Origin of the sequence: Clostridium sp. DSM 8431 (assembly GCF_900116755.1) — a bacterium.
Taxonomy (GTDB): Bacteria; Bacillota; Clostridia; order Clostridiales; family Clostridiaceae; genus Clostridium.
Genome location: NZ_FPBY01000012.1, coordinates 1 through 25,126, shown reverse-complemented (window position 1 = coordinate 25,126; position 25,126 = coordinate 1). Strand labels below are relative to the sequence as shown.

Genomic DNA, 25,126 nt, shown 5'->3' with positions numbered 1-25,126 from the left:
ATTCACTTAAAATAATCCAAAAATAATAGGAATAAATATTCCAGGCAAAAGGTTCGCTACCTTTATTTTTGTCATTCCTAAGATATTTAAACCAAGACCTATAATTATTAAATTTCCTACAACGGACATACCTGTTATAACCGATGTACTTAATACCCCAGATAATAATCCTGCTAAAAGTGTTATTGAACCTTGATATATAAGAACTGTAAAAACAGATAAAATCACACCAATTCCAAGTGTGGATGTAAATATAATTGAAGAAACTCCATCTAAAACTGATTTAGCATAAAGAGTTGTATTATCTCCATTTAGTCCACTTTCAAGAGAACCAACAATAGCCATAGCTCCTACACAAAATAAAAGACTTGATGTAACAAAGCCTTCTGATATAGATATATTTTTATCTTTAGATTTAAATTTATTTTCTAAAAGATTTCCTAATTTATTAAGTAAGTTATCAATATCAATTAGTTCACCTATCAAAGCTCCAAGGGCTACAGATACTATCATCTCAATAGGATTTTCACATTTTAAAGACCCAGAAATTCCAATGTATAAACTACATAATCCAAGTCCATTCATCACAGTTGTACTTATCTTTTCATTTACTCTTCCTTTAATAAATAGCCCTACTATACATCCTCCAATTATAGTAAGACAGTTTACTATTGTACCCAAAACTTTCATCTCCCTATTTTTTCATTTTATTAACATTTTAACACAGTAAATATATTTATTCATATTATTATTTGTGGTAGTATAAATCTAATAAAAATTAAAATTTATGGAGCAAATTATGAGAAAAAGAATATTATTTTTACTTACTGCTTTGTCTATGATTTTCATATTTTCGGGATGTGCAAAGTCTGTTCAGTATGATGCTGTGAAAGATTATGCTGACCCAATAGTAAATTCAATGTTAACATCCATAAATAATCTAGATTATAATGCATTTTCTTCTTATTTAAGTGATGATATGAAAAATTCATTATCCTTAGCAGAATTTCAAAAAGAAACAGCAGAAATATTAAGTAATGCAGGAACCTTTAAGTCTGCCACATTTTATGCTGGTGAAGATAAAAATGGATATGTGTCATTAATTTATGACGTTAGTTTTTCTAATCTAACTGATACAACTCCAATATCTATTACATTTAAAAAAGATGATAATGAGCACAAAGTAGAGCAATTCTATTTTGACTCTTCTTTAATTAACAACAACTAAATATAGGACAAAATTTTATAATGAGTTTATATACCAAGGAGGAAACTTCAATACATGAATAAATTTTATATTTATTTAATTTTCGTAAAAACAGACACCCTACTTTCAAGATCAATCGCTGCTATTACAAAAAGTGATTATACTCATGTAGCATTAAGTTTGGATGATAGTTTTAGAAATATGTATACTTTCGGAAGACGTAGACCTAGCAATCCTTTTTTTGCTGGACTTACTACTGAAAATTTTCACACCGGTGTTTATCAAAGGTCACCTTACTGCAAAGCTATGATTTATAAAATACCTGTTTCAGAGAATCAGCTTGAAAAATTAAAAAGAGAGCTTTATAGATATTATTCTTCTGATGAAAAATACAGATATAATTTTTTAGGTCTGTTTGCAGTAATGATGGACAAGCCATGGAAAAGAAAAGGTTATTATTTCTGTTCTCAGTTTGTATCATCTTTGCTATCAAGCAGTGATATATGGCATAGCCCAAAAGAGCATGAGCTTACACAGCCATGTGATCTAATTCATATTAATAATAAAGAAATTTTTTATAAGGGATACACATCAGATTTTAGTTTAAAATGCAGTAGTAATGCATCATAAAACAAGGGAGATATATCTTAATTAGATGTATCTCCTTTATACTTTTTTAACTTTTCAATCAAAAACACCTTAAAATTGCAAATCATCTTTATTTTTTTATCATATTGCTTTAAAATTAAATATAAATGTAATTATTACAGAGAACTCAGTAGGAGAGGATGAATAATATGGCAAACGAAATAAACTCATCTAATTTTATTAGAAATATAATTGTAGATGATTTAGAAAATGGTAGAGTTAAAGAAATAGTTACTCGTTTTCCACCAGAACCTAATGGATATTTACATATAGGTCACGCAAAATCAATCTGCTTAAATTTTTCAGTAGCAGACGAATTTAACGGAAAGACAAATTTAAGATTTGACGATACAAACCCTGTTAAAGAGGACACAGAATATGTAGAATCTATAAAAGAAGACGTTAAATGGTTAGGCTTTGACTGGGATAATCTATTCTTTGCATCAAACTACTTTGATACAATGTATGAAAAAGCTATTCTTTTAATAAAGAAAGGTAAAGCTTACGTATGCGATTTAACTACAGAAGAAATGAAAGAATATAGAGGTACTTTAACTACTCCTGGTAAAGAAAGCCCTTATAGAAATAGATCTGTAGAAGAAAACCTTGATCTTTTTGATAGAATGAGAAAAGGTGAATTTAAGGACGGAGAAAAAGTTTTAAGAGCAAAAATAGATATGGCTTCTCCTAATATGAATATGAGAGACCCTATTATCTATAGAATTTCTCATGCTGAACATCACAACACAGGAGATAAATGGTGCATCTATCCAATGTATGACTTTGCTCATCCAATAGAAGATGCTATTGAAGGAATTACTCACTCAATATGTACTCTTGAATTTGCAGATCATAGACCTTTATATGATTGGGTAGTATCTGAATGTGAGTTTGAAGCTGCACCACATCAATATGAATTTGCAAGATTAAACATAACTAATACAGTGATGAGTAAGAGAAAGCTTAAAGCTTTAGTTGATAACAACATAGTTGATGGATGGGATGACCCTAGAATGCCAACTATAGCTGGTCTTAGAAGAAAAGGTTACACTCCAGAATCAATCAGAAACTTCTGCAAGGAAATTGGAGTTGCTAAAAATGCATCAACTGTAGATGAACAAATGCTTGAATACTTCATAAGAGAAGACTTAGATCCTAAGGCTGCTAGAGCAATGGCTATAATAAATCCTTTAAAAGTAGTAATTACTAACTATCCTGAAGGACAATCAGAAATGTGCGAAATAGAAAACAATCCAAAGAACCCAGAAGCAGGTTCAAGAATGGTTGAATTTTCTAGAGAAATTTATGTTGAAAGAGAAGACTTTATGGAAGTACCAGTTAAGAAATACTTCAGATTATTCCCTGGTAACGAAGTTAGACTTAAAGGAGCTTATTTCATAACATGTAACGAAGTTATTAAAGATGAAAACGGAGAAGTAGTTGAACTTCACTGTACTTATGATCCAGAAACTAAGAGTGGTTCAGGATTTACAGGAAGAAAAGTTAAAGGAACTATTCACTGGGTTAGTGCAAAGGATGCTGTTCCAGCTGAATTCAGATTATATGAACCTTTAATATTAGATGACTTAGAAGAAAATCAAGGTAAAGATTTCTTAGAACAAATAAATCCTAACTCATTAACTGTATGTAAGGGATTTATTGAACCATCTGTTAAAGATGCTAAAGCTCAAGATAAATATCAATTATTTAGACATGGTTACTTCAATGTAGATCCTAAAGATACTACTGAAGGACACTTAGTATTTAACAGAATAGTTTCATTAAAGAGCTCATTTAAAATAAAATAATTTTTTAAAGGCTGATTTGCATTTTTGCAAATCAGCCTTTTTTATACTAAATTACTTTATAAAATTTTCAAATCTAGCTCTAGTCTTTTCTTCACCCATAATTTGCATTATAGTATAAAGATCTGGAGTATTAGCTCTGTGTGAAAGTGCAGCTCTTACAGCACCAGCAACATCAGAAATCATACCCTTATAAGCTTCTTTGTTAGCTTTGTATTCTTTTCTATTTGCACAGTATCCAAGCTTAGTTCCTATTTCTTTTAATTCATCAAACCAAGCTTCTTGGCTTCCTATATCAAAAGTAAATTCTTTAGCGTAAACTTCAATTATTTCCTTTGCAGCATCTAAAGTTAAAGTTTTAGGTAATTCTATATTTTCTTCAGTTTCTTTATTGAATAATTCATCGAAGAAGTAGAATATCTTATCCTTTACTTCATCCCATTTAGCAAAGTCTTTTCTTGGCTTTGGACCTTCTTTATCTATGTTAAATATTTCTTTCGACATAGATTCGTTTGAAGTAACTAAATCATACATTTCTTTGTCGAACTTTTCAGCCCACTTTGTATATAAATCATAAACCTTATCAGCCTTGAACTTACATATAACATCTTTACTTACATCATTTAATTTTACTATATCAAATAATGCTCCACTCTTACTCATCTTATCAAGAGCTACAGGGAATTCATGATAATCTGTATCTGGATTTTCTGCTCTCCAGTCTTCATAGTTTGAGTTTATGATATTTAAAAGATATTCAATAACTGATTCTGTTGGATAACCAGCTTCTGTGTAATATGAAACTGCAGCTTCTGCATCTTTTCTCTTAGAAAGCTTTCTCTTAGAACCATTATCATTTTTCATTACAGTTGGAATATGAGCATATTCTGGTCTTTCAAATCCTAAAACATCAAATAATTGAACGTGAATTGGAAGTGATGATAACCATTCTTCTCCTCTTATTACATGTGTAGTGTGCATTAATGCATCATCTATAGCATGAGCAAAGTGATATGTTGGAAGACCATCTGATTTAATAATAACTATATCTTGATCATTTTCTGGGAATGATGTATTGCCCTTTATTAAGTCATGGAATTCTACTCTGTTATTTGGATTTCCAGGTGACTTTAATCTAACTATGTAGCTTTCGCCATTTTCAACTCTCTTAATAGCTTCTTCAGTATCTAAGTGTCTACATACAGCATATTCACCATGATATCCTGGTGTAACCTTTTCTGCCATTTGCTTTTCTCTTACAGCATTTAATTTTTCAGGTGTACAGAAACAAGGATAAGCTAATCCCTTTCTTACTAAGTCCTTAGCAAAAGTGCTATAAATTTCTTTTCTTAAACTTTGCTTATATGGACCATAGTTACCTATTTCAGTATTTTCTCCAGTCATTCCTTCATTAAATTCCATACCAAAGTTTTTCATTGTTGCTATTGTATCAGCTATAGCACCTTCAACTTCTCTTTTTTGGTCAGTATCTTCTATTCTTAAGAAGAACCCCCCATTACTTTGGCTAGCTAATCTTTCATTAATTAAAGCAGCAAAAACTCCTCCTATGTGTTGGAATCCAGTTGGACTTGGTGCATATCTTGTTACAACAGCACCTTCCTTTAATTCTCTCTTAGGATATTTAGCTAAATAATAATCTGGTGTTTTGTCTATGTTTGGAAACAAAATCTCTGCTAATTTTTCTAAACTCATCTTCGTCTCACCTTTCTTAATTATATAATTTGAGGAATTCATACTTTCCTTTAAATATTAAAAAAACTTCCATCCTAAAACTAAATAGGACGAAAGATTATTACCTCCGTGGTACCACCTAAATTGAATGATTAATTCATTCCTCTCATTTCTCTTTAAGGGGAGAACCCCAAACTTTAATAGCTCCAAAGCTTCTTTCCATAGCTAAACTTACCAGACTTTCACCATATGTCCGTGCTCTCTAAAAAGTTTATTTCTATGTACTCTTCTTCTTCATAGCCTTAACATATTCAATTTACATGGTTTATTATAATATTTTCTAATATTATTGTAAATAACACATCTATACAATTTAATGATTTATTTCTTGCATTGTTATCTTTATTGAAAATTTTAAATTTCATTTTTTTCATAATTAACTTTACCTTAATAAAATCATCTTCATCAGTAATATGAATGATTATTTTTTCAATTTTTTACCTTATTAATTGATAATTTACAAAAATAAACAAACTTTATTATTGAATTTGTTATAAAAAAACAGCTTTTTATTGATAATTTAATATTTGATAACAATTACATTTCTAATAAAATAAAAAAAGCGTAACCCTTGGGGCTAGGTTACGCCTTAGCAATAAGCAATAAATAAAAAGGGGGCTATTTATTCCTTTTATTTATCCTTGCATATGTATTATATGTTATTAGCCCCTAAAATACAAGAGATTTTATAAAAAAAATTTCTTTTTTATATTTTTATGAATATTATTCCTTCATTTTGAAATAACATTCGCTAATTAGACTTTAATATACTTAATTCATCTTCTGTCAATTCTCTATATTCGCCTTCTTCTAATTCTTCATCTAACTTAAGACCTCCGAATTCAATTCTTTGAAGATATACCACCTTCTTTCCTAATGCTTCAAACATTCTCTTAACTTGATGATACTTTCCTTCTTGAATTGTAACTCTAACTTCTGAGCCTTCATCTGATGCTGATAATATTTCAAGCTTTCCTTCTTTACATACATATCCATCATCTAATTTTATTCCTGCTTTGAAAGCTTCTGCATCTTCGTCAGTTACCTTCTTATCAATCTTAGCGAAATATACTTTATCCACATGCCACTTAGGTGATATTAGTCTATGGTTTAACTCTCCATCATTTGTTAATAATAATAAACCAACTGTATCCTTATCAAGTCTTCCTACTGGAAAAGGTTCAAAGACTTGATGTTCCACCTCTAAAAGATCAATTACAGTTTCTTCTCTACTATCATATGTTGCAGAAATAACTCCATCTGGCTTATTCATCATAAGGTATATGTACTTTCTATAAACAAGTTCTTCTCCATTAATACTAATAATAGATTTTTCAGGATCTATAGAAACACTGCTATCTTTAACAACAACTCCATCAACTTCTACAAATCCCTTTTTACAAAGAGCTTTTACTTCTTTACGGCTTCCATATCCCAAATTGGATATAACTTTATCTAATCTTTCCATCTAAACAACTCCAATCATAAGAATATCTATATTATACTGATTAAAATCATAAATAACAAATGTATATATAATTTAAAATTTAAAATGCCAAATTAAAAATGAAGGGTGAAATTCTTAAAGAATTTCTTATATCTTTTTTCAGTTTCTACTGGTTATTTTATCAAAAGAAAATAGCTGTAAGCTTAATGCCTACAGCTATTTTCTTTTTAAAAGAGTCTTTTTACACCCTCTTTTTATTTCTAAGCTTTTTTATAAAAAAGCTACCTTCATTTTAAATTCTAAATTTCGAATTATAAATTATTATAATATCCCATAACCTTAGGAACATAATGTCTAGTTTCTGATGGTAACTTATAAAAATCGCTTGAAGAACTTACTCCTCTTCTTTGAAGTGTTCCTGGTCCTGCATTATATGCAGCAAGAGCCATTTCAGTATTTCCACCATACATATTTAAATATAATTTTAAAAGCTGAGTACCTGCAGATATATTTTGATCTATATCATAAGGGTTTGTAACTCCATAGTATTTACTATTCTCAGGCATAAGCTGCATTAATCCTTGAGCTCCTACTTCTGATGTACATCTTGGATTAAAGTCAGATTCTGCTTTTATTACACTACGTATTAAATTAGCATCCATTCCATACTTCTTTGCATACTTTTCAATAGTTGCATCTATTGATGCTTTTAATGTAGATGAGGCTGAGGCATTTGTTGAAGCTAAATTATTTAACACAGCTTCAGATTTATTTGATTCTGAAGTAGCTACATTTGAAACTCTATTAGTAGAGTCAGCATACTTTGTCGCATTATTTAGCATATTCTTTAATTCCTCAGAACTTATTGTATTTGAATTATTAGCAGTTCCAACTGCATTTAATAAATTGTTTAAGTTAGAATCACCACTTTTTGAAGTCATATAATCAATAAGAGCTTGATATATAATTTCAAATTCCATCCCATCGCTACCAACATATTTTTGTAGTGTGTCCTTAGCAACACTTAACCCCATCATAGCAGTAGCAAGTTGTGTTCCTTGGTCATTACTTATGTTACTTATTGAACTCACATAATCACTCCTCTCTTTATACTACAAAAGAAATTTCTCCATAATCCTCATATTTAACTTTCTTATAAAAACTTTTAGCAAATACAAGGACTCTATAATCTCCTTTTACAAATGGAATAAAAGTATAGTAATTTTTCTTACTATATTCCTGTACCTTCATCCAATTGCCCTTTTCCATAACGTAAAATTCATAACAAACGTCTTTTCCTCCATTACTTTCAACTCTAAAAGTAACTTCATCATTAATCTGAATATCGTCTTTTTCACAGATAACTTTAGTATCAGTTACAGGAACAGCCTCCTGTACATAGAAACTAACTTCTTTCTTGCAGTCAAATTCCTCTTCACATTTTACGTTTTTAGCAAATATCTCAAATTTATATTTTCCTGCACACTTAGGTGTAACAACAAGCTTCTTGCTATCAATAAAATCTGTATCCTCAACAACATGTCCATTTATGCTAGTTACATATCTCACTAGAACACTTTTAGTATTTTCTGAAACTATTTCTAATTCAACAGAATCTCCTACTACTTGAACATCTTTTTGAGTTGATAATATATAATCTATCTTTGCAGGAATATACTCTTTTGCCTTAACATAAATATAACTATTACTATCATATTCTTTTTCAGAATACTTATTTTTAACTCTTATTTCAACTGTGTAATTTCCCTTTTCTTCAGGAGTAAAATTAGCCCAGTTAGCTTCTCCATAATCAATTCTTTCAATTTCCTTATTGTCCCTATATACAATAAAAGAATATTGCATATCTATTTCCCCTTCAGCTACAACCTTTATATTTATAGGTTGTCCAACAAGTGAAAATTTTCTTGAATCATATATTATGTCAACTATCTTTGCAGGCTTTTCACTTCTTCTATCAATAGTATATCCTATTGTTTTTATATCTTCATATTCATCTTCAAAAGATTGATCTTTAACATATAAAGATATATCATACTCCCCTGCCTTTTTAGGAATCCATTCATATTCATCTCTTCTAATATAACCAGTATCAATAGCCATAGGGCCATTAATTATATATCTATATAAAAGTTCTCTTCCTCCACTAGCATCTGCCTTAAGTCTTACAGGCTTGTCTGCCACTTGAGGAGAACTTATGTTAGGCGTAAAATTATTTATTTTAACCTTATTATAAGCCTTAACATTATATACAATTAGTGCCCTATCATCGTACTCTTTATTAGACAAAATATCTTTAACAAGACAAATCATCTTATATTTGCCTGGTATAGTTTCTTCATACGTTACTACTTTTCTAGAACTAAAATCTTGAATATTAGTTACTTTTCCATCTTCTGAAACCTTAATAAACTTATAAAGTAGGTTTCTTTTTCCTTCAATATTAACATCAACATTAAAATTTAACTCTTCATTGATTATTAAATTCTTACTTAAGCACTTAAAGTTTGTGATTTCAATTTTTGTCTGAGGTAAAACATCAAATATAACAGTTGTAAACTCATCAAAATTTGCCTTAGAATCAGCTCTTTTACATTCAACTAATATTTCATGTTTTCCTTCTTTACCTGGGGTGAATCTTAAAGTATTATTTATAGAATAATTTCTAATAAGTTCCCAATCATTGTTACCTAATATCCAAAATCTACAAAGCACACTTTCATTTGTATCTACTTTTATTTCAACCTTTTCCCCCATCATAGCTGTTGTTTTATCAATTTCTACATCCTTTATTATTCTAACCTTTTCTTCTAAACCAACTTCATACCTTTCCTTTGCTAAAAGGTCATATGGTTTTTCAGAATCTTCTCTCTTACCCTGAACCATTACTATATATTTACCCTCTTCTCTTGGTCTCCATACACATGTATTATCATCTGAAAATTCCTGAATAGTATTCCATATTCCTGAACTTCCTATAATAAATTTATATTTTATATTTTCTTCTTTAAAATCAGCCCTTATATGAACTTCATCATTTACTATTCCCGGACTATCTTTATCAAACTTCACTACCTCATCCACCATTATAGTATCACCTCTTCATCTTGATACATACAATTTTACCATATTTTGTAAGTTTGTACTAACATATATCTTAACTTTATTATAGCGACCTTTCGCTATCAATAAAAGTAAAAAAAAAGCAGATTGTCCTACTAAATATCACAATCTACTGAAATTAATAAAATTGAATTTAAGAATAGTCTATACTTTTACAACTTTTCTTATAATTCTTTCTAAATTACTTTCTAATCTTTTTTCATCATCTTTACTTCTTTTTTTAGGACTCGGAGTTTTTCCTCCTCCTCTTCTTATTTTTTGTGATAAATGGCGTTCTTCTAAAAGCCTATCTATATTCTCCTCAAAGTATACGTATCCTTTTGGATTTAATACATATGCTTTTTTAGGAAGGCACATAGCTGCAACTCCATAATCTTGACTTATTACTATATCATCTTTCTCAGTATTATTAACAACATGCATATCTACACTTTGAAATCCACTATCAACAATTCTTACCTCTGAATAATTACTATTTATATAATGGTTGAAATCACAAAATATTAAGACATTTACTTCATATTTTTTTGCTATATTTTCAATAATGGGGATGCTTGGACAAGCATCCCCATCTATAATTATCTTCATATATATTAGAATCTTTTTTCTAATTCAGCTTTCATATCTTCATAACCTGGTTTACCAAGTAATGCAAACATGTTCTTCTTATATTTTTCAACTCCTGGTTGATTGAATGGATTAACTCCTAGTAAATGTCCACTTATACCAACTGCTTTTTCAAAGAAGTAAACTAATTGTCCAAAGTAGTATGCTGATAATTCTGGAACATTAACTATCATGTTTGGAACATCTCCATCATTGTGAGCTATTACTGTTCCTTGGAATGTTTTCTTATTAACGAAGTCCATTTCTTTTCCAGCTAAGAAGTTTAATCCATCTAAGTTATCATCAGTAGCTTCTATAGTTATGTTCTTACGTGGAGCTTCTACATTAATAACTGTTTCTATAAGATCTCTTCTACCTTCTTGTATGTATTGTCCCATTGAGTGAAGATCTGTTGTAAAATCTACTGCAGCTGGGAATAATCCCTTTCCATCTTTACCTTCTGATTCACCAAATAATTGTTTCCACCATTCATTGAAGTAATGTAATGCTGGTTCATAATTTACTAGTAATTCAATGTTTTTACCCTTGTTGTATAATGCATTTCTAGCTGCTGCATATTTGTAACAATCATTTTCAGCTAAATTAGGGTTAGAGTATATTTCTCTTGCATCTTGAGCACCACTCATCATTTCATCTATGTCAATTCCTGCTGCTGCTATAGGTAAAAGACCAACTGGAGTTAATACTGAGAATCTTCCTCCAACATCATCAGGTATAACAAAAGTTTCATATCCTTCTGCATCTGCTAAAGTCTTTAATGCACCTTTTGAAGCATCAGTAGTTGCAAATATTCTCTTCTTAGCTTCTTCTTTTCCATATTTCTTTTCCATATAATCTTTTAAAATTCTAAATGCTATTGCAGGTTCAGTAGTAGTTCCTGATTTAGAAATTACATTAACTGAAATATCTTTTCCTTCAATTGCTTCTAAAAGATCACACATGTAAGTTGAGCTTATATTGTTTCCAACATAGAATATTTTAGGAGCTTTTCTCTTATCTGAATCTAATGCATTATGGAAATTGCTTGTTAGCATTTCTATTGCAGCTCTTGCTCCTAAGTATGATCCACCAATTCCTACAACTATTAATATATCAGAATCATTTTTAATTTTATCTGCTGCCTTCTTTATTCTTTCAAATTCAGCTTTATCGTAATTTACAGGTAGATCAACCCAACCTAAAAAGTCATTTCCTGCACCTGTTTTGTTGTGTAGTCTGTCATGGGCTACCTTTACAAAATCACTCATGTACATTATTTCATGCTCCGAAAGCATTGGAGCTGTCTTTGATAAATCAAATGTCAATCCTTTTTTCATATTAATTACCTCCGAATATTATTAAATGGAAATTTACCATTATTATTATAACATACTTAATACTCATTTTTTTATTATCTTAATTATTATTGGCTTTATTTTTGATATTATAATTATATTTTCATATTTTTTGAATTATTAAAGCTAATTAATATGTGTATTTCTTCTATTTAATGAAAAAACCCGATAAAGTATATATAATCTTATACTTTATCGGGATAATTTATTACCAGAATTTATTATATTCTAAATTGATTAACTGCCTTTTCCATATTTGAAGTAAGCTCAGATAGATTATCAGTTGAATCTTTAATATCTGTACTTGATACTACAAATTCATTTGTAGCTACTGATATTTCCTCTGATGTTGCTACCATTTCTAAGATTTCCTTAGCGAAACTAGCAAAAGAATCATTTAAAACTTCCATAAACTTAGAAAGATTCTCCATATCCTCGCAACTATCATTAGCTTTATTACTTATATCTTTAGATTTCTTATTTATACTATCAATATTTTCTTTACTTTCATTCATCTTAGCATCAAAATCATTTAATATTATATTAATTTCTGATAACTCAGATGCTTGACTTTCAGTCCCCTTAGTAGCTTGTGCTATAGAATCATTTATATTAGATGTACCTTCTATAAATATTTCTGATATATTTTTTAATTGAGTACTTTCATTATTTAATTCATCAGCTGATTCTTTAATAACATTTATCATATTTCCTACAGACTTTTTAGTATCTTCAAGGGAGTTATAAATTGCTGTTATTTCATCATTTATTGTTTCATTTATTTCTTTAGCTTCAAAATTACCAGTAGATATTTCTTCAACTTCATCTTTAAGTTTAACTAATCTTTTAGATATTTTATCAGCTATAAAGTAAGATACTATTAGCATAATTATTAACGCAACTGTACCTATTATGATTAACATTACAATTAAATTATTCATTTGAGATAACATATCTGCTAAATCACAAGTAATTCCAACTGACCATCCTGTGTTTTCAACTGGTGCATATCCTAAAAATTTAGTTTTTCCATCAAATTTATAACTTCCAGCCCCACTCTCACCTGAAATCATCTTTTTTGTAATATCAGCTAGTTCTTCATATGAACTATCAGTTTTTGCATCCTCTATTCTATTTACTTTATTCTTTACTTTTTCTATATCATTATTCATGATATTAGTACCATTTTCATCTACAACATAAGCTGTTCCTGTTTGTGCAAATCTAATATCATTAGTTATTTTGCAAAAGCTATCTGCATCTTTAGAAAAGAAAAGTATAGCTATCATTTCTCCTTGATAGTTAAGTATAGGAGTAGTTATAGATATTTGTAATCCTCCATCAGCTTTACTTAAAGTAGGAGCTGAAAAATAACTCTTTCCTGCTAAATTTTATTTAAAATATGCCTTATCAGAAACATCAACAGTTTCTCCAAGTATGGTTTTACATTCACCGTTTAAATCTATAATTGCAGCTTTTTTATACTTTTGATCTTTAACAATCCCAGATAAATAGTTCAATTTTGATTCAAGACTTACATCACTATTCCTTAAAATAGCACTTTCAGCTACAACTTCAACTTTACTTGTTTCTAGTTCAATAATCCTTCCTATATCTTGACCAACTTGCTTTGCAAAGCTACTTAACAGTTCACTTGAACTATTTAATAAGGCTTTTCTTCCTATTACTGCAGCTGAAGTAACAAGTATGATAACCGCTGTTATCGTCAGAATAAAATTCTTGGTCATTATTTGTTGTTTAATCCCTTTTGTTTTTACCAATTCCTTTTTCATTTGTTCCTCCTAAGTTCTCATATATCACTCTAATATTCGTAGTTATATATAGATTTCTTTAACTTATTTTAAATATATTTGACATACCAAAATATTTGACATACCAAAATATTTTACAACAATTAATCGAACTAACATAGAAAAATTCAACAAAATCACAAAGGGAAAATATGTCTTAAACAAAAGAAAAAGTTTTCATAATATTTTAAAAACACCACTTAGATATATTAGTTATAAAACCATATTTCTAAGTCAAAAACATCTAAGTACGTAGATATAATAAAATAAATTATTCATCTACATCTAAAAAATAGCTAAGTAAAATTATTAAAAAACCCTACTCCATTTCTTATACTTTACTCCTAATCTTATTTCATCATATCTTATATTATCTTGAATCTCTAAAAGAGCATCTTTATTTTCAATATCTAATTCAGCCCTTATCATATAATTTGCAATTCCTTCTCTTGGAATATAATTAAAATTAACATTACCTTTATACTTTTCTTTAATCTTTCTAACTAAATTATTATTTACCGCACCTATATAACTATTAATAATTTCCCCATTACAATAATATAAATATTTCATCTCTACTACTCCCTATTAACTTTATTTAAAAATCTATCAAATTATATATTTATATTCTTTAATTTGCTACATAATAACTATACCTAAAACTAAACAGTATACTGCTCTTAAAATTTAAAACCACGGATTAGTAATTGCTAAAATTATAGAAACTATCATTTAAATTCAAGTTGTTTCCACTTTTTATATTCTTTTGGCATACATTTAGCACATGGTCTATAGCCTGCTTTTATAGCTGTTTCTTCATCCTTAAAAAACACTCTATACTTTACATATTGACCTTTTTTAATAGCATTATTTGCAGACCAACAGTCTAATCTTCCATAAATCTTTAATTTTTTATGTCCTCCCATTGTTCCTTTTTCTTTACTTAGATATTCTTTTCCATCTTCACCCATTAGCTTATATAATTTTTCCTCCATAATTTTCCCTCCAATACTTAGATTATAAATTTCTATAAAAATATCTTATATCTTTTATTCACAATTCACAATTTTATCAACACATTTATCCCCAAAATAAAGACTAACTAGCACTTTTTCCACAGCTTTAATAAATAATAAAATCACAAAAAAATGCACGTTATCTTAATAACGTGCATCTTTCATTATCTACAGAGAGAGAAACATCTTACTCTGCTTCAAATTGATCCTTACCTACTCCGCATAGTGGACAAACGAAATCTTCTGGAACATCAGCCCAAGCTGTACCTGGTTGAATTCCTCCTTCTACATATCCTTCTGTTTCATCATAAATGTAACCACAAACTGTACATACATATCTCATGTCTGATCTCTCCTATCTATTATTAATTGTTTATCTATATAAATATTTATTAAAATTATTAGCTATTTAAGTAAATTTTCTACTAATGCTGGAATGTTTTCATAATCTGTTTCATCTGGATTCCAAAGTGATTTTATTTCATTATCAACTACTTCAAAACCAGCTTCATTTAATTTAGCTTTTAGTATCTTTGTACCTTCTCCACTCCATCCATAGCAACCGAAAGCTGCTGCTTTCTTATTTTTGAATTTTAAAGATTTTAAGAATGCTAACCATCCAGTAACTCCTGGAAGAATATCATTACCTACAGTTGGCGAACCTACTGAAATTGCTTTAGACTTAAATACTTCAGTCATTACTTCATTCTTATCTGATTTTGATATATTAAATACCTTAACTACTGTATCTGGACTTTGAGTGTGAATTTCTTCAGCAATTCTTTGACCAATTTTTGCTGTTCCTTCCCACATAGTGTCATAAACTACTGTAACTTGGTCTTCTTGATAAGCCTTAGACCATTCAGCATACTTTTCTATTATTTGTAGAGGATTTTCTCTCCAAATTGCACCGTGGCTTGGAGCTATCATATCTATTGGAATATTCATTCCAACTATTTCATCTATCTTCTTACTTACTAATGGTGAAAGTATGTTTGCATAATACTTCATTGCTTCCTTCATTAATAAGCATTGGTTAGCTTTATCATTAAACATTTCTTCTACTGCAAAGTGTTGACCAAATGCATCATTTGATAATAAAATGTTATCTCCTGTCATATATGTCGCCATTGAATCTGGCCAGTGAAGCATTCTCATTTCTACAAAAACAAGTTGCTTTCCATTACCGATATCAAGAGTATCTCCAGTCTTAACTACATGGAAGTTCCATCCTCTTTTACCGTATTGACCTTCTAAGCTCTTTACAGCATTAGCTGTACAATAAATTGGAGTATCAGGAATTTCATCCATTAAAGCAGTTAATGCTCTTGAATGATCTATTTCTCCGTGATTTGCTATGATATAATCAATCTTATTTAAATCTATTTCCTTTTTTAAGTTTTCAACAAATTCAAAACGGTGTGGTGCCCAAACTGTATCAATTAAAACAGTTTTTTCTTCTTCTATTAAATAAGCATTTTGACTTGAACCATTCTTTATTGAATATTCATCTCCATGAAATTTTTCAAGTTCCCAGTCTAAATAGCCTACCCAGCTTATATTATTTTTAACTTTCTTCTTCACTATTATTCCCATCCTCTCTCCAAGATAATTCATCTTTTTACCTTGCGTTTTCTCTATGAGTAAATTATACTTAAGAAAAAAAAGAAAAATATGTTGAAATTCCAACAAGAGGTCAAAAAATGCAAAAATATATTCCACTATTTTTAAAAAAACCTGTTATTTTCAGGGCTTGATGAAGAAGAAATATTATATTTAATTGAACTGCTTAAACCTAAAGCAAAAGAATTCAAAAAAGGAAGCTTTATATTAGAGAGTGGTGATACTTCGGATGAAATAGGTTTATTGCTTTCTGGAACCATATTGCTTACACAAGAAGATATTTGGGGACATAGAAGCATTATAAATAAATTGCCTGCAGGCAATACTTTTGCAGAACCTTTTGCTACAGCAAAAGTTCCTCTTAATCTCAGCATAGAAGCTCATGAAGATTGTCTCGTAATACTATTTAAGTTAGACAAGCTTCTTTCACTAGATTATTTAACAGATCCTACACATAATAAGTTAGTAAAAAATCTAGTAAATGTTCTTGTTAAAAAAGCTTTCAATTTAAATGCTAAAATATCTCATATGAATAAGAGAAGTACACGTGAAAAACTACTTTCATATTTATCGTCACAATCTCAAAAAAATAATAATTTAGAATTTGATATACCTTTTGACCGTCAGCAGCTTGCTGATTATCTTGGTGTTGAAAGAAGCGCTATGAGCGTAGAATTGTCTAAACTCCAAAAGGATGGTATATTAAAAACCAAGCGAAATCATTTCAAAATTAATATGATTGAAAAATAAAAATAATAGGCAATATTAGATTTCTCTAATATTGCCTATTATTATTTACGTGTTAAGTATCCAGTATAATCACTTGTATGTAGAAGTTTATTAGCATTTTCTACTCTCTCTTTAGTAGGAGGATTAACTCCAGCTAAAGGATACTCTTTGCCAAGCTCTTCCCATTTAAAAGTTCCAAGTGTATGATATGGAAGTACTTCAACGCGATCTACATTATTTAAACTCTTTATAACCTTATCAAGTCTCATCAACTGTTCATCATTATCGCTTCCACCTGGTACAAGCACATGACGAATCCACATAGGTTTATTGATTTCTGATAAATATCTTGCCATATCAAGAATATTTGAGTTTGTCCATCCAGTCAAAATTTTATGCGCGTCCTCATCTATTTGCTTTATATCAAGCATAACAAGATCTGTTACCTTCATCAACTCATTAAACTTACTTATGAAAGGTTCTTCTCTTGTAAATGGATTTCCTGAAGTATCAAGAGTAGTATGAACACCCTTTGCTTTAGCTTTTTTGAAAAACTCAATCAAGAAATCTATTTGAAGAAGAGGTTCACCACCACTTACGGTGATGCCCCCTTCCTTTTTCCAGTAAGATTTATATCTAAGAGCTTGAGACAAAAGCTCATCAGCAGTTTTTGTCTCACCACCATTCATGTCCCAAGTATCAGGATTGTGGCAGAACTGACATCTCATACGACATCCTTGTAAAAATACCACAAAACGAATTCCTGGTCCATCAACAGATCCAAAGCTCTCTATTAAATGAATTCTACCTATAGTACTCACAATTACATTCTTTCATGACATGTTCTAGAGATAACATCTAATTGTTGTTCTCTTGTTAAGTCGATGAATTTAACTGCATATCCAGATACACGGATAGTGAAGTTAGCGTATTCTTCTTTTTCTGGATGTTCCATAGCATCTTTTAATTTTTCAACACCAAATACATTTACGTTTAAGTGGTGTGGACCTTGATCGAAGTAACCATCTAAAACTTGAACTAACTTGTCCACTTGTTCTTCTTTATCGTGTCCTAAAGCAGATGGGTTAATTGTTTGTGTATTAGAAATACCATCTAATGCCCATTCGTATGGTAACTTAGCTACAGAGTTTAATGAAGCTAATAATCCATTTTGTTCTGCTCCGTATGATGGAGATGCTCCTGGTGAAAGTGGAGTCCAAGCTCTTCTTCCATCTGGCATGTTACCAGTGTACTTACCATATACTACGTTTGAAGTGATAGTAAGGATTGATGTAGTTGGCTCAGAATTTCTGTATGTGTGTCTCTTCTTGATTTTTTCAAGGAATGAGTTAAGAACATATACACCAATTTCATCTGCTCTATCATCATCGTTTCCGTATTTAGGGAAGTCTCCTTCGATTTCGTAGTCTACTACTAGACCATTTTCATCTCTTACAGTCTTAACTTTAGCATATTTGATTGCTGAAAGTGAATCTATTACGTGAGAGAAACCAGCTATACCAGTAGCAAATGTTCTTCTTACGTCTGTATCGATAAGAGCCATTTCTGCTGCTTCATAGTAGTATTTATCGTGCATGTATTGGATTAAGTTTAATACATTTACGTAAAGACCAGCTAACCAGTCACTCATTTGTTCGTATTTAGCGATTACTTCATCGTAATTTAAGTATTCTGAAGTAATTCCTTTGTATTCAGGTCCTACTTGCTTACCTGATTTTTCATCTATACCACCATTGATAGCGTATAATAAACATTTAGCAAGGTTTGCTCTAGCTCCGAAGAATTGCATTTCCTTACCAGTTTGCGTTGCAGATACACAGCAGCAGATTGAATAGTCATCTCCCCATACTGGTTTCATAACATCATCATTTTCGTATTGAATTGAGCTTGTATCTACTGAAATCTTAGCAGCATACTTCTTGAAGTTTTCTGGAAGTGCTGAAGAATAGAATACAGTTAAGTTTGGTTCTGGAGATGGTCCCATGTTTTCTAATGTGTGTAAGAAACGGTAGTCGTTCTTTGTTACCATGTGACGTCCATCAACACCGATACCAGCTAATCCGATAGTAACCCATGATGGATCTCCTGAGAATAATTCATTGTAAGAAGTTATTCTTGCGAATTTAACCATTCTACATTTGATTGTTAAATGGTCGATTAATTCTTGAGCTTCTGCTTCAGTAATAACTCCATTTTCTAAATCTCTTTGTATATATATATCAAGGAATGTAGATACACGTCCTATTGACATAGCCGCACCATTTTGAGTCTTGATTGCAGCAAGATATCCAAAGTATAACCATTGAACTGCTTCTTTAGCGTTCTTAGCTGGTTCAGATATATCATATCCATAGCTTTCAGCCATTTTCTTCATATCTTTAAGAGCTTTTATTTGCTCTGCAATTTCTTCTCTTAGACGGATAACATCATCTGTCATAGTTCCGTCACCACAGTTAGCGTGATCTTTTTGTTTTGCTTCTATAAGATAATCTATACCGTAAAGAGCGATTCTTCTGTAGTCACCTACGATACGTCCACGTCCATAAGTATCTGGAAGACCTGTAATGATATGGCTGCTACGAGCTGCTCTCATTTCAGGTGTATAAGCATCAAATACTGCTTGGTTATGTGTTTTATGATATTCAGTAAATATCTTGTGTAATTCTGGATTTGGTGTATATCCATAGTTTTCACAAGATTGTTCTGCCATTCTGATACCACCGTATGGCATGAAAGCTCTCTTAAGAGGCTTGTCTGTTTGAAGACCTACGATTTGTTCAAGATCTTTTAATTCTTCATCAATATATCCAGGGCCATAAGCTGTAAGACCAGAAACAACTTCTGTTTCCATGTCAAGTACTCCGCCTTTAGCTCTTTCTTCTTTTTGTAATTCTTGTAATTTACCCCAAAGTTTATTTGTAGCATCTGTTGGACCTGCAAGGAAGCTTTCATCACCATCATATGGTTTATAGTTCTTTTGGATGAAGTCTCTTACATTGATTTCTTCTTTCCATAATCTTCCTTCGAACCCATTCCATTGTTCTTTTTGTAACATTTGCAATCCTCCTTATAAAATGTATCATCTGTACCTTGTACATCTTACATTGTCTATTGTATACAATTAAAGTTAAAAAAACAAGCCCTACTGGACTTGTTTTAATTAATCAAATTTTGCGAAAAATCAAACAAAAGATTTTATTTGTAATAGTTATATTCATATTAATTTTAGCCATTCATTACTCTTATTAAAATATTCTTTTTTTATTATTAAAGAATGAAATTACACATTTCTGTTTTCTTATTTTAATTCACCTATAAACGGCTGTGCTAAAATAAATTTCTATACTATTAGCAAATAAAAAAATAAGACTTTAAATATAAAATCCACATTTTTTATATAAACCATCTTAAAGGCAAAAGTATAATTATCAAAGACACTCTACAATTTATGAATATTTAAATTGCAAGCGCCATCCATACTGAGATAAATATAATAAAAATAAACGGGTATTTATCTAAATAATTTCAAAATCATTTAGATAAATACCCGTTTACATTTTTATATAAAATCATGTTTTATTTCTTCATCTACTTCTATATTTTTAATAAACTTTGCAGGTACTCCCCCATAAACTGTATTTTCTGGTACATCTGTAACAACTACAGCTCCTGCAGCAATTACAGCCCCATCTCCAATTGTTACTCCTTGACATATAGTAGAATTCGATCCAATCCAAACATTTTTACCTATATGGATTGGTGCAGGAATTATATTACTTCTACAATTTGGAATTAAGCTATGATTTAGAGTTGCCATAACTACATTATGTCCAATTAAAGCCCCATCATCAATAGTAACTCCTCCTTGATCTTGTATTTTTACTCCTGAATTAAAAAATACATTCTTTCCAATCTTTAAGTTTTTCCCACAATCAGTATTGAATGGTGGAAATAATGCAAAACTATTATCAATTTCCCTACCTGTTATTTTGCTCATTATTTCAATTATTTCTTTATTAGAATGATACCCTGTATTTAATTCTGATGTTAATCTAATTGCTTCCTGTGATAATTCATGCATAAAAAGATGAGCCTCTGAACCTGCTTCAATCTCTTTTTCACTATTCATATATTCTAAAAACTCATTTAAGTCCATTTTATTTTCACCGCCTTTAATATAATTATAAATCAAATAATATTTTTTTATACTATATCTTAATACCATCCAATTGCTTCATGCAACCAGTTTTCTATTGTTGGACAAGTATTTAAAATAATAATAGAACAAATAATTAAAGCAGCTACAATTATAATTAAATTCTTATGTTTTTTCATTTCCTTCACCTCATTAATCTAATCTTTATCTTTAGCTTACTCACATATTTAATCATAAAATCTTAGAACTATACCAATACAAAAAATAGGAGTCCTTGATTACTCAAAGCCCCCCTCTATTAAAAGTTATTGATTAATTAATTTCCACTACATCCATTTTTATTTTCGCCACATTTATGGCTTCCACATGAATGCCCTTCTCCATGATGGCTACACTTTATATTTGGATTATATCCTAAGTTTCCTGCTAAAAACGCTTTCACTGCATCATCTGCACTTCCTGATACTCCACCATAAAACTTAATTCCAGCTTGTGTTAATGCATTTTGTGCACCCATGCCTATGCTTCCACAAATTAAAACCTCTACCTTTGATGAAAATAAAAATCCACCTAAAGCCCCATGACCTTGACCATTAGTATCAATAATCTCTTCATTTAAAATTTTTCCATTTTCAACATCATAAATTTTAAATTGTTCTGTATGTCCAAAATGTTGAAATATCTCGCCATTTTTATAAGTTACCGCTATCCTCATTATATTTACTCCTTTTCTATTTCTTTTATCAGCTTTCAATGAATTCGATTTACAACAACCTATACAATAAGCGCTTCCATCGCATAAAAAATAGTTTCCACCTTTTATTTTAAACCCTCTGCCTTCTACAATACAGTCTATTAGTTTCTTTTTAGCAGAATTATAAATAAGCTGTGCAGTTGTTCTTCTTATACCCATCATATCTGCACACTGCTCTTGGCTTAATCCTTCTTTATCGATAAGTCTTATTGCCTCATATTCATCTACACTTATTACAACTACTTCTGATTCTTTTTCATGACCTAAAGGCACAAACTCCTTATATAAGGGCTCCTTACATACTCTTCTTTTTATACATCTTGGCATTAATCATGCCTCCATTTCTTATAATGCTCACACTTTAAACAATACCTCATAACAATAGGGGTTGAAGCATCATAATATTCCATGGCCCACTTACAAATTTCTTTATATATAGGAACTACAGCTTTCCCCTTTTCTGTAAGAGAATAAACCGAATATACTTTTTTATCTCCTATACTTCTTTTAGAAATCCATTCTCTTTCTATCAAACCTTGAAGAGTGTTCCCAAGTACTCCATCTGTAATATTTATCATCTCAGAGTGTATCTCACTAAAACGCATTTCACCAAATGTATTCAAAAGACAAATAATTCTACTATTCCATTTTCCACCTAATGCAGCAATGCCGTATTCTAAGGGACATCTAATATCATCATCTGTTTTTTTTCTGTACATTTAGCTCGCCCCCTTTTTAGTGGCATATGCCACTAAAACAATAATATCATTTCCATATTTGTAAGTCTATACTCATAAATTTAAGAGTATATTTAGAAGACTAAAGTCAAATATTATCTAAAGACTTTTCTCATAACAAACTTCTTTTGCTCCAAAGCTTTCCTTGTTCTTTCCATTAAAACAAAATCCTCTTGCTTCATAAAATTTTCTTGCTCTATAGTTTTCTTCAAATACCCAAAGCATTACTTTTTTATATCCAGCCTCCTTAATATCCTTTATCACTCTTTCCATCATTTTAGTTCCATATCCCTTTGCCCAATTATCCTGAAGACTATGAATATTTATTAGTTCAGCATATCCCAGCATATCGTCTTCTCTAGTTTTGTCCCAATAAGCAATACAGTGAGGTTTGTTATTTACCTCAAGAATATAGCCATGTCCAATATTTTTATTAAGAAGTTCTTTATATATTTCTTTTGCTCTGTTAATATCAGTATATTTTCTTAACATCTCAGCAGATAATATATTTTTAAATGCTACCTTCCAACTTTCAGTTTGTATATATGCTAAAACCTCTTCATCATGAGCTTTAACCTTTCTCACTAAATAACTCACCCAAAACTCCTCCCTTTACCATTTATATTTATATCTTTACTTAAATGGAATGTAATAACAAAAGTATACATTAAATTTTTCTGCAAAGATAGTAAACATAAAAATAGAAGCATGAGTTTTATACCTCTGCTCCTACTTTTCATTATATATTTTAATCACTAAAATCATTATCAAGTGTTATATGTATTTTATAATCTGGAAATTCTTTTTCCACTTTCTTCTTTATTACTTCTATCAAGCCGCTTCTATTCTCTACATCAAAATCAATTACAAGATCAAAGTTAATTCTCTTATCTTCTGTATCCACAAAAAATCCATGCATTTGTAATACTCCATCTTCGCTCATAGATAACTGTCTTATTCTCTCATGAATTTTAGTAATCACATCATTATTTGTATTAACAGAGTATATACCAATAGCAGCCATAATAACTGCATGTTTACGATACACATTTTCTTGAATTTTTCTAGTTAGTTCATCAATTTCACCAGCAGTCATTGTATCAGGAATTTCTATATGAGCAGAAGCCATATATCTATCAGGTCCATAATTATTAATAATTAAATCATATACACCTTTTACCTCTGGCTCTTTTGCTATTGTTTCCTTTATTGATTTACTAAAATCTCCTTCTGCACGTACTCCTATCATTTCATCAATGGCACCGCCTATCATCTCAAGTCCTGATTTTATAATAACTATAGAAATTATAGCTCCTACATATGCTTCCAAACTAATTCCTGACATTACATAAATAATAGCACTTACTAAAACTGAAATAGATAAAATAGAATCAAACATTGCATCTTTTCCTGAAGCAATAAGAGATCCTGAATTAGCTTGCTCACCTTTTTTCTTAACATATTGACCTAAAAGTAACTTTACAATAATAGCTGAAATTAAAATAACAAAAAATACTGTTGTATAATTTGAATCTTCAGGATGAATTATTTTCTTAATAGACTCTTTTAGTGAAGTAATACCTGCATATAAGACGATTGCAGCAATTACTAACTCACTTAGATATTCAATTCTTCCATATCCATAAGGATGCTTTTTATCTGGTGCCTTTCCTGATAATTTTGCTCCAAGAATTGTAATTATGCTTGAAACTGCATCACTTAAATTATTAACAGCATCAAGTGTTACTGCTATGGAATTAGTTATGACTCCAACAAAAGCTTTAAAAGCCGCAAGAATTACATTAGCTAATATTCCAATTATACTTGTCTTAACAATAATCTTTTCTCTGTCATCTTGTATTATGTTTGATTTTTCATTCATTTTAATCCTTCCCTTCTCATATAATTATGATTATCCGGTTTCTTCTTATGTAATAAATCAAAACTTTATCTACAATGAAATTTCTGTTCATAATTAAGATTATTAAACTTAAGTTTTTTCATTTTTAATTGTGAGCAATCTATTTTGTTTTGTCAACAGTCATTGAAATTAATAAGATTATCATAATTTTCTCTCAGCTAAAATTACAGAATTGCAAACTGTGCTAGTTGTTTCTTTTATTATTGTAAACTTATTTTTAAGCCAAAAACATTCTGACTGAGGATTTCCTTTTACCCATGCAAGTCTAACCAGGTGAACTACCCATTGTCTAAAGCCAATGAGCTTCCTGCTTCGCAGACCTCGTAACCTACTATCTCCACAGGCGTTAATTTGGGCAGTCCCTGCCCTATGCATTATTTTTTTACGCTATTTGTCT

23 protein-coding genes, 1 pseudogene and 1 other annotated feature are annotated in these 25,126 nt (G+C 30.1%); of the genes and pseudogenes, 4 read left to right on the top strand and 20 right to left on the bottom strand.

Features of this window, described 5'->3' with window-relative positions:
- Positions 1-6: 6 nt before the first annotated feature.
- Positions 7-690, bottom strand: coding sequence for a DUF554 domain-containing protein (locus BM384_RS02305; RefSeq protein WP_090010529.1), 684 nt, complete (start codon positions 688-690; stop codon positions 7-9).
- Positions 691-799: 109 nt separating this feature from the next.
- Between BM384_RS02305 and BM384_RS02300 the strand changes: the two genes are divergently transcribed.
- The 3 genes from BM384_RS02300 to BM384_RS02290 all read left to right on the top strand — a co-directional run bounded on the left by BM384_RS02300 (position 800) and on the right by BM384_RS02290 (position 3,663).
- The gene (locus tag BM384_RS02300; protein WP_175537255.1) at positions 800-1,228 is read left to right on the top strand and encodes a DUF3887 domain-containing protein; all 429 of its coding nucleotides are present in this window, start codon (positions 800-802) and stop codon (positions 1,226-1,228) included.
- Positions 1,229-1,282: 54 nt separating this feature from the next.
- A complete protein-coding gene (locus BM384_RS02295; RefSeq protein WP_090010524.1) occupies positions 1,283-1,837 on the top strand; it encodes a hypothetical protein in 555 nt (184 codons plus the stop codon).
- Positions 1,838-2,004: 167 nt separating this feature from the next.
- On the top strand, positions 2,005-3,663 hold the full coding sequence (locus tag BM384_RS02290) for a glutamine--tRNA ligase/YqeY domain fusion protein (protein ID WP_090010522.1): 1,659 nt from the start codon (positions 2,005-2,007) through the stop codon (positions 3,661-3,663).
- A gap of 51 nt (positions 3,664-3,714) precedes the next feature.
- Here BM384_RS02290 and gltX read toward each other — a convergent pair whose 3' ends face one another.
- The 12 genes and pseudogenes from gltX to BM384_RS02230 form a co-directional block, all read right to left on the bottom strand.
- Positions 3,715-5,373 carry a glutamate--tRNA ligase gene (gltX, locus tag BM384_RS02285; RefSeq protein WP_090010520.1) on the bottom strand — a complete coding sequence of 553 codons (1,659 nt, stop codon included), beginning with the start codon at positions 5,371-5,373 and terminating at the stop codon, positions 3,715-3,717.
- An 82-nt stretch (positions 5,374-5,455) separates the two neighbouring features.
- Positions 5,456-5,659 (bottom strand) — a binding site (T-box leader).
- 504 nt (positions 5,660-6,163) lie between these two features.
- On the bottom strand, positions 6,164-6,880 hold the full coding sequence (locus tag BM384_RS02280) for a pseudouridine synthase (protein ID WP_090010517.1): 717 nt from the start codon (positions 6,878-6,880) through the stop codon (positions 6,164-6,166).
- 290 nt (positions 6,881-7,170) lie between these two features.
- Positions 7,171-7,950, bottom strand: a complete 780-nt coding sequence (locus BM384_RS02275) for a lytic transglycosylase domain-containing protein (protein ID WP_242945934.1) — start codon at positions 7,948-7,950, stop codon at positions 7,171-7,173.
- 16 nt (positions 7,951-7,966) lie between these two features.
- Positions 7,967-9,964 carry a triple tyrosine motif-containing protein gene (locus tag BM384_RS02270; RefSeq protein ID WP_090010514.1) on the bottom strand — a complete coding sequence of 666 codons (1,998 nt, stop codon included), beginning with the start codon at positions 9,962-9,964 and terminating at the stop codon, positions 7,967-7,969.
- A 180-nt stretch (positions 9,965-10,144) separates the two neighbouring features.
- A complete protein-coding gene (locus BM384_RS02265) occupies positions 10,145-10,588 on the bottom strand; it encodes a YaiI/YqxD family protein (RefSeq protein WP_090010511.1) in 444 nt (147 codons plus the stop codon).
- A gap of 5 nt (positions 10,589-10,593) precedes the next feature.
- Positions 10,594-11,943, bottom strand: coding sequence for a glucose-6-phosphate isomerase (locus BM384_RS02260; protein ID WP_090010508.1), 1,350 nt, complete (start codon positions 11,941-11,943; stop codon positions 10,594-10,596).
- Between the two features lie 239 nt (positions 11,944-12,182).
- Positions 12,183-13,322 (bottom strand): annotated as a pseudogene (locus tag BM384_RS02255) (methyl-accepting chemotaxis protein); the annotation flags it as partial.
- Positions 13,323-13,352: 30 nt separating this feature from the next.
- Positions 13,353-13,754: a hypothetical protein gene (locus BM384_RS02250; protein ID WP_090010503.1), complete on the bottom strand. Its 402-nt coding sequence runs from the start codon at positions 13,752-13,754 to the stop codon at positions 13,353-13,355.
- A 327-nt stretch (positions 13,755-14,081) separates the two neighbouring features.
- Entirely contained in the window at positions 14,082-14,345 is a 264-nt protein-coding gene (locus BM384_RS02245) for a hypothetical protein (RefSeq protein ID WP_090010500.1), read from the bottom strand.
- A 155-nt stretch (positions 14,346-14,500) separates the two neighbouring features.
- Positions 14,501-14,767 (bottom strand): Ada metal-binding domain-containing protein, encoded by a 267-nt coding sequence (locus tag BM384_RS02240; protein ID WP_090010497.1) that lies wholly within the window; start codon positions 14,765-14,767, stop codon positions 14,501-14,503.
- Positions 14,768-14,975: 208 nt separating this feature from the next.
- Complete coding sequence (locus tag BM384_RS02235) at positions 14,976-15,131, bottom strand: rubredoxin (RefSeq protein WP_090010494.1); 156 nt, start codon at positions 15,129-15,131, stop codon at positions 14,976-14,978.
- 62 nt (positions 15,132-15,193) lie between these two features.
- Positions 15,194-16,372 (bottom strand): oxygen-binding di-iron domain-containing protein, encoded by a 1,179-nt coding sequence (locus BM384_RS02230; RefSeq protein WP_090010560.1) that lies wholly within the window; start codon positions 16,370-16,372, stop codon positions 15,194-15,196.
- Positions 16,373-16,525: 153 nt separating this feature from the next.
- Between BM384_RS02230 and BM384_RS02225 the strand changes: the two genes are divergently transcribed.
- Positions 16,526-17,161, top strand: a complete 636-nt coding sequence (locus tag BM384_RS02225) for a Crp/Fnr family transcriptional regulator (protein WP_347455049.1) — start codon at positions 16,526-16,528, stop codon at positions 17,159-17,161.
- Positions 17,162-17,202: 41 nt separating this feature from the next.
- Here BM384_RS02225 and pflA read toward each other — a convergent pair whose 3' ends face one another.
- From pflA to BM384_RS02190, 7 genes are all read right to left on the bottom strand, one after another.
- On the bottom strand, positions 17,203-17,952 hold the full coding sequence (gene pflA, locus BM384_RS02220) for a pyruvate formate-lyase-activating protein (protein WP_090010557.1): 750 nt from the start codon (positions 17,950-17,952) through the stop codon (positions 17,203-17,205).
- A gap of 11 nt (positions 17,953-17,963) precedes the next feature.
- A complete protein-coding gene (gene pflB, locus BM384_RS02215; RefSeq protein WP_090010490.1) occupies positions 17,964-20,216 on the bottom strand; it encodes a formate C-acetyltransferase in 2,253 nt (750 codons plus the stop codon).
- Between the two features lie 504 nt (positions 20,217-20,720).
- Complete coding sequence (locus BM384_RS02210) at positions 20,721-21,317, bottom strand: acyltransferase (protein WP_090010554.1); 597 nt, start codon at positions 21,315-21,317, stop codon at positions 20,721-20,723.
- Between the two features lie 316 nt (positions 21,318-21,633).
- Positions 21,634-22,398 (bottom strand): NifB/NifX family molybdenum-iron cluster-binding protein, encoded by a 765-nt coding sequence (locus BM384_RS02205; RefSeq protein ID WP_090010487.1) that lies wholly within the window; start codon positions 22,396-22,398, stop codon positions 21,634-21,636.
- Positions 22,398-22,790, bottom strand: a complete 393-nt coding sequence (locus BM384_RS02200; RefSeq protein ID WP_090010483.1) for a winged helix-turn-helix transcriptional regulator — start codon at positions 22,788-22,790, stop codon at positions 22,398-22,400. Before BM384_RS02200 ends, BM384_RS02205 begins: the two co-directional genes overlap by 1 nt.
- 117 nt (positions 22,791-22,907) lie before the next feature.
- On the bottom strand, positions 22,908-23,405 hold the full coding sequence (locus BM384_RS02195; RefSeq protein WP_090010480.1) for a GNAT family N-acetyltransferase: 498 nt from the start codon (positions 23,403-23,405) through the stop codon (positions 22,908-22,910).
- Between the two features lie 151 nt (positions 23,406-23,556).
- Positions 23,557-24,690 (bottom strand): cation diffusion facilitator family transporter, encoded by a 1,134-nt coding sequence (locus tag BM384_RS02190; protein WP_090010476.1) that lies wholly within the window; start codon positions 24,688-24,690, stop codon positions 23,557-23,559.
- Positions 24,691-25,126: the final 436 nt, after the last annotated feature.

Excerpts from the sequence above, each read along its gene's own strand:
- BM384_RS02270 (WP_090010514.1), bottom strand. The coding sequence starts at position 9,964 with ATGGTGGATGAGGTAGTGAAGTTTGATAAAGATAGTCCGGGAATAGTA.
- BM384_RS02210 (WP_090010554.1), bottom strand. The coding sequence starts at position 21,317 with ATGGACTTAAATGAGTTTTTAGAATATATGAATAGTGAAAAAGAGATT.
- BM384_RS02265 (WP_090010511.1), bottom strand. The coding sequence starts at position 10,588 with ATGAAGATAATTATAGATGGGGATGCTTGTCCAAGCATCCCCATTATT.
- BM384_RS02205 (WP_090010487.1), bottom strand. The coding sequence starts at position 22,398 with ATGCCAAGATGTATAAAAAGAAGAGTATGTAAGGAGCCCTTATATAAG.
- BM384_RS02295 (WP_090010524.1), top strand. The coding sequence starts at position 1,283 with ATGAATAAATTTTATATTTATTTAATTTTCGTAAAAACAGACACCCTA.
- BM384_RS02300 (WP_175537255.1), top strand. The coding sequence starts at position 800 with ATGAGAAAAAGAATATTATTTTTACTTACTGCTTTGTCTATGATTTTC.
- BM384_RS02200 (WP_090010483.1), bottom strand. The coding sequence starts at position 22,790 with ATGTACAGAAAAAAAACAGATGATGATATTAGATGTCCCTTAGAATAC.
- BM384_RS02280 (WP_090010517.1), bottom strand. The coding sequence starts at position 6,880 with ATGGAAAGATTAGATAAAGTTATATCCAATTTGGGATATGGAAGCCGT.
- BM384_RS02190 (WP_090010476.1), bottom strand. The coding sequence starts at position 24,690 with ATGAATGAAAAATCAAACATAATACAAGATGACAGAGAAAAGATTATT.
- BM384_RS02240 (WP_090010497.1), bottom strand. The coding sequence starts at position 14,767 with ATGGAGGAAAAATTATATAAGCTAATGGGTGAAGATGGAAAAGAATAT.
- BM384_RS02290 (WP_090010522.1), top strand. The coding sequence starts at position 2,005 with ATGGCAAACGAAATAAACTCATCTAATTTTATTAGAAATATAATTGTA.
- BM384_RS02260 (WP_090010508.1), bottom strand. The coding sequence starts at position 11,943 with ATGAAAAAAGGATTGACATTTGATTTATCAAAGACAGCTCCAATGCTT.
- BM384_RS02235 (WP_090010494.1), bottom strand. The coding sequence starts at position 15,131 with ATGAGATATGTATGTACAGTTTGTGGTTACATTTATGATGAAACAGAA.
- pflB (WP_090010490.1), bottom strand. The coding sequence starts at position 20,216 with ATGTTACAAAAAGAACAATGGAATGGGTTCGAAGGAAGATTATGGAAA.
- gltX (WP_090010520.1), bottom strand. The coding sequence starts at position 5,373 with ATGAGTTTAGAAAAATTAGCAGAGATTTTGTTTCCAAACATAGACAAA.
- BM384_RS02305 (WP_090010529.1), bottom strand. The coding sequence starts at position 690 with ATGAAAGTTTTGGGTACAATAGTAAACTGTCTTACTATAATTGGAGGA.
- BM384_RS02250 (WP_090010503.1), bottom strand. The coding sequence starts at position 13,754 with ATGAAAAAGGAATTGGTAAAAACAAAAGGGATTAAACAACAAATAATG.
- BM384_RS02245 (WP_090010500.1), bottom strand. The coding sequence starts at position 14,345 with ATGAAATATTTATATTATTGTAATGGGGAAATTATTAATAGTTATATA.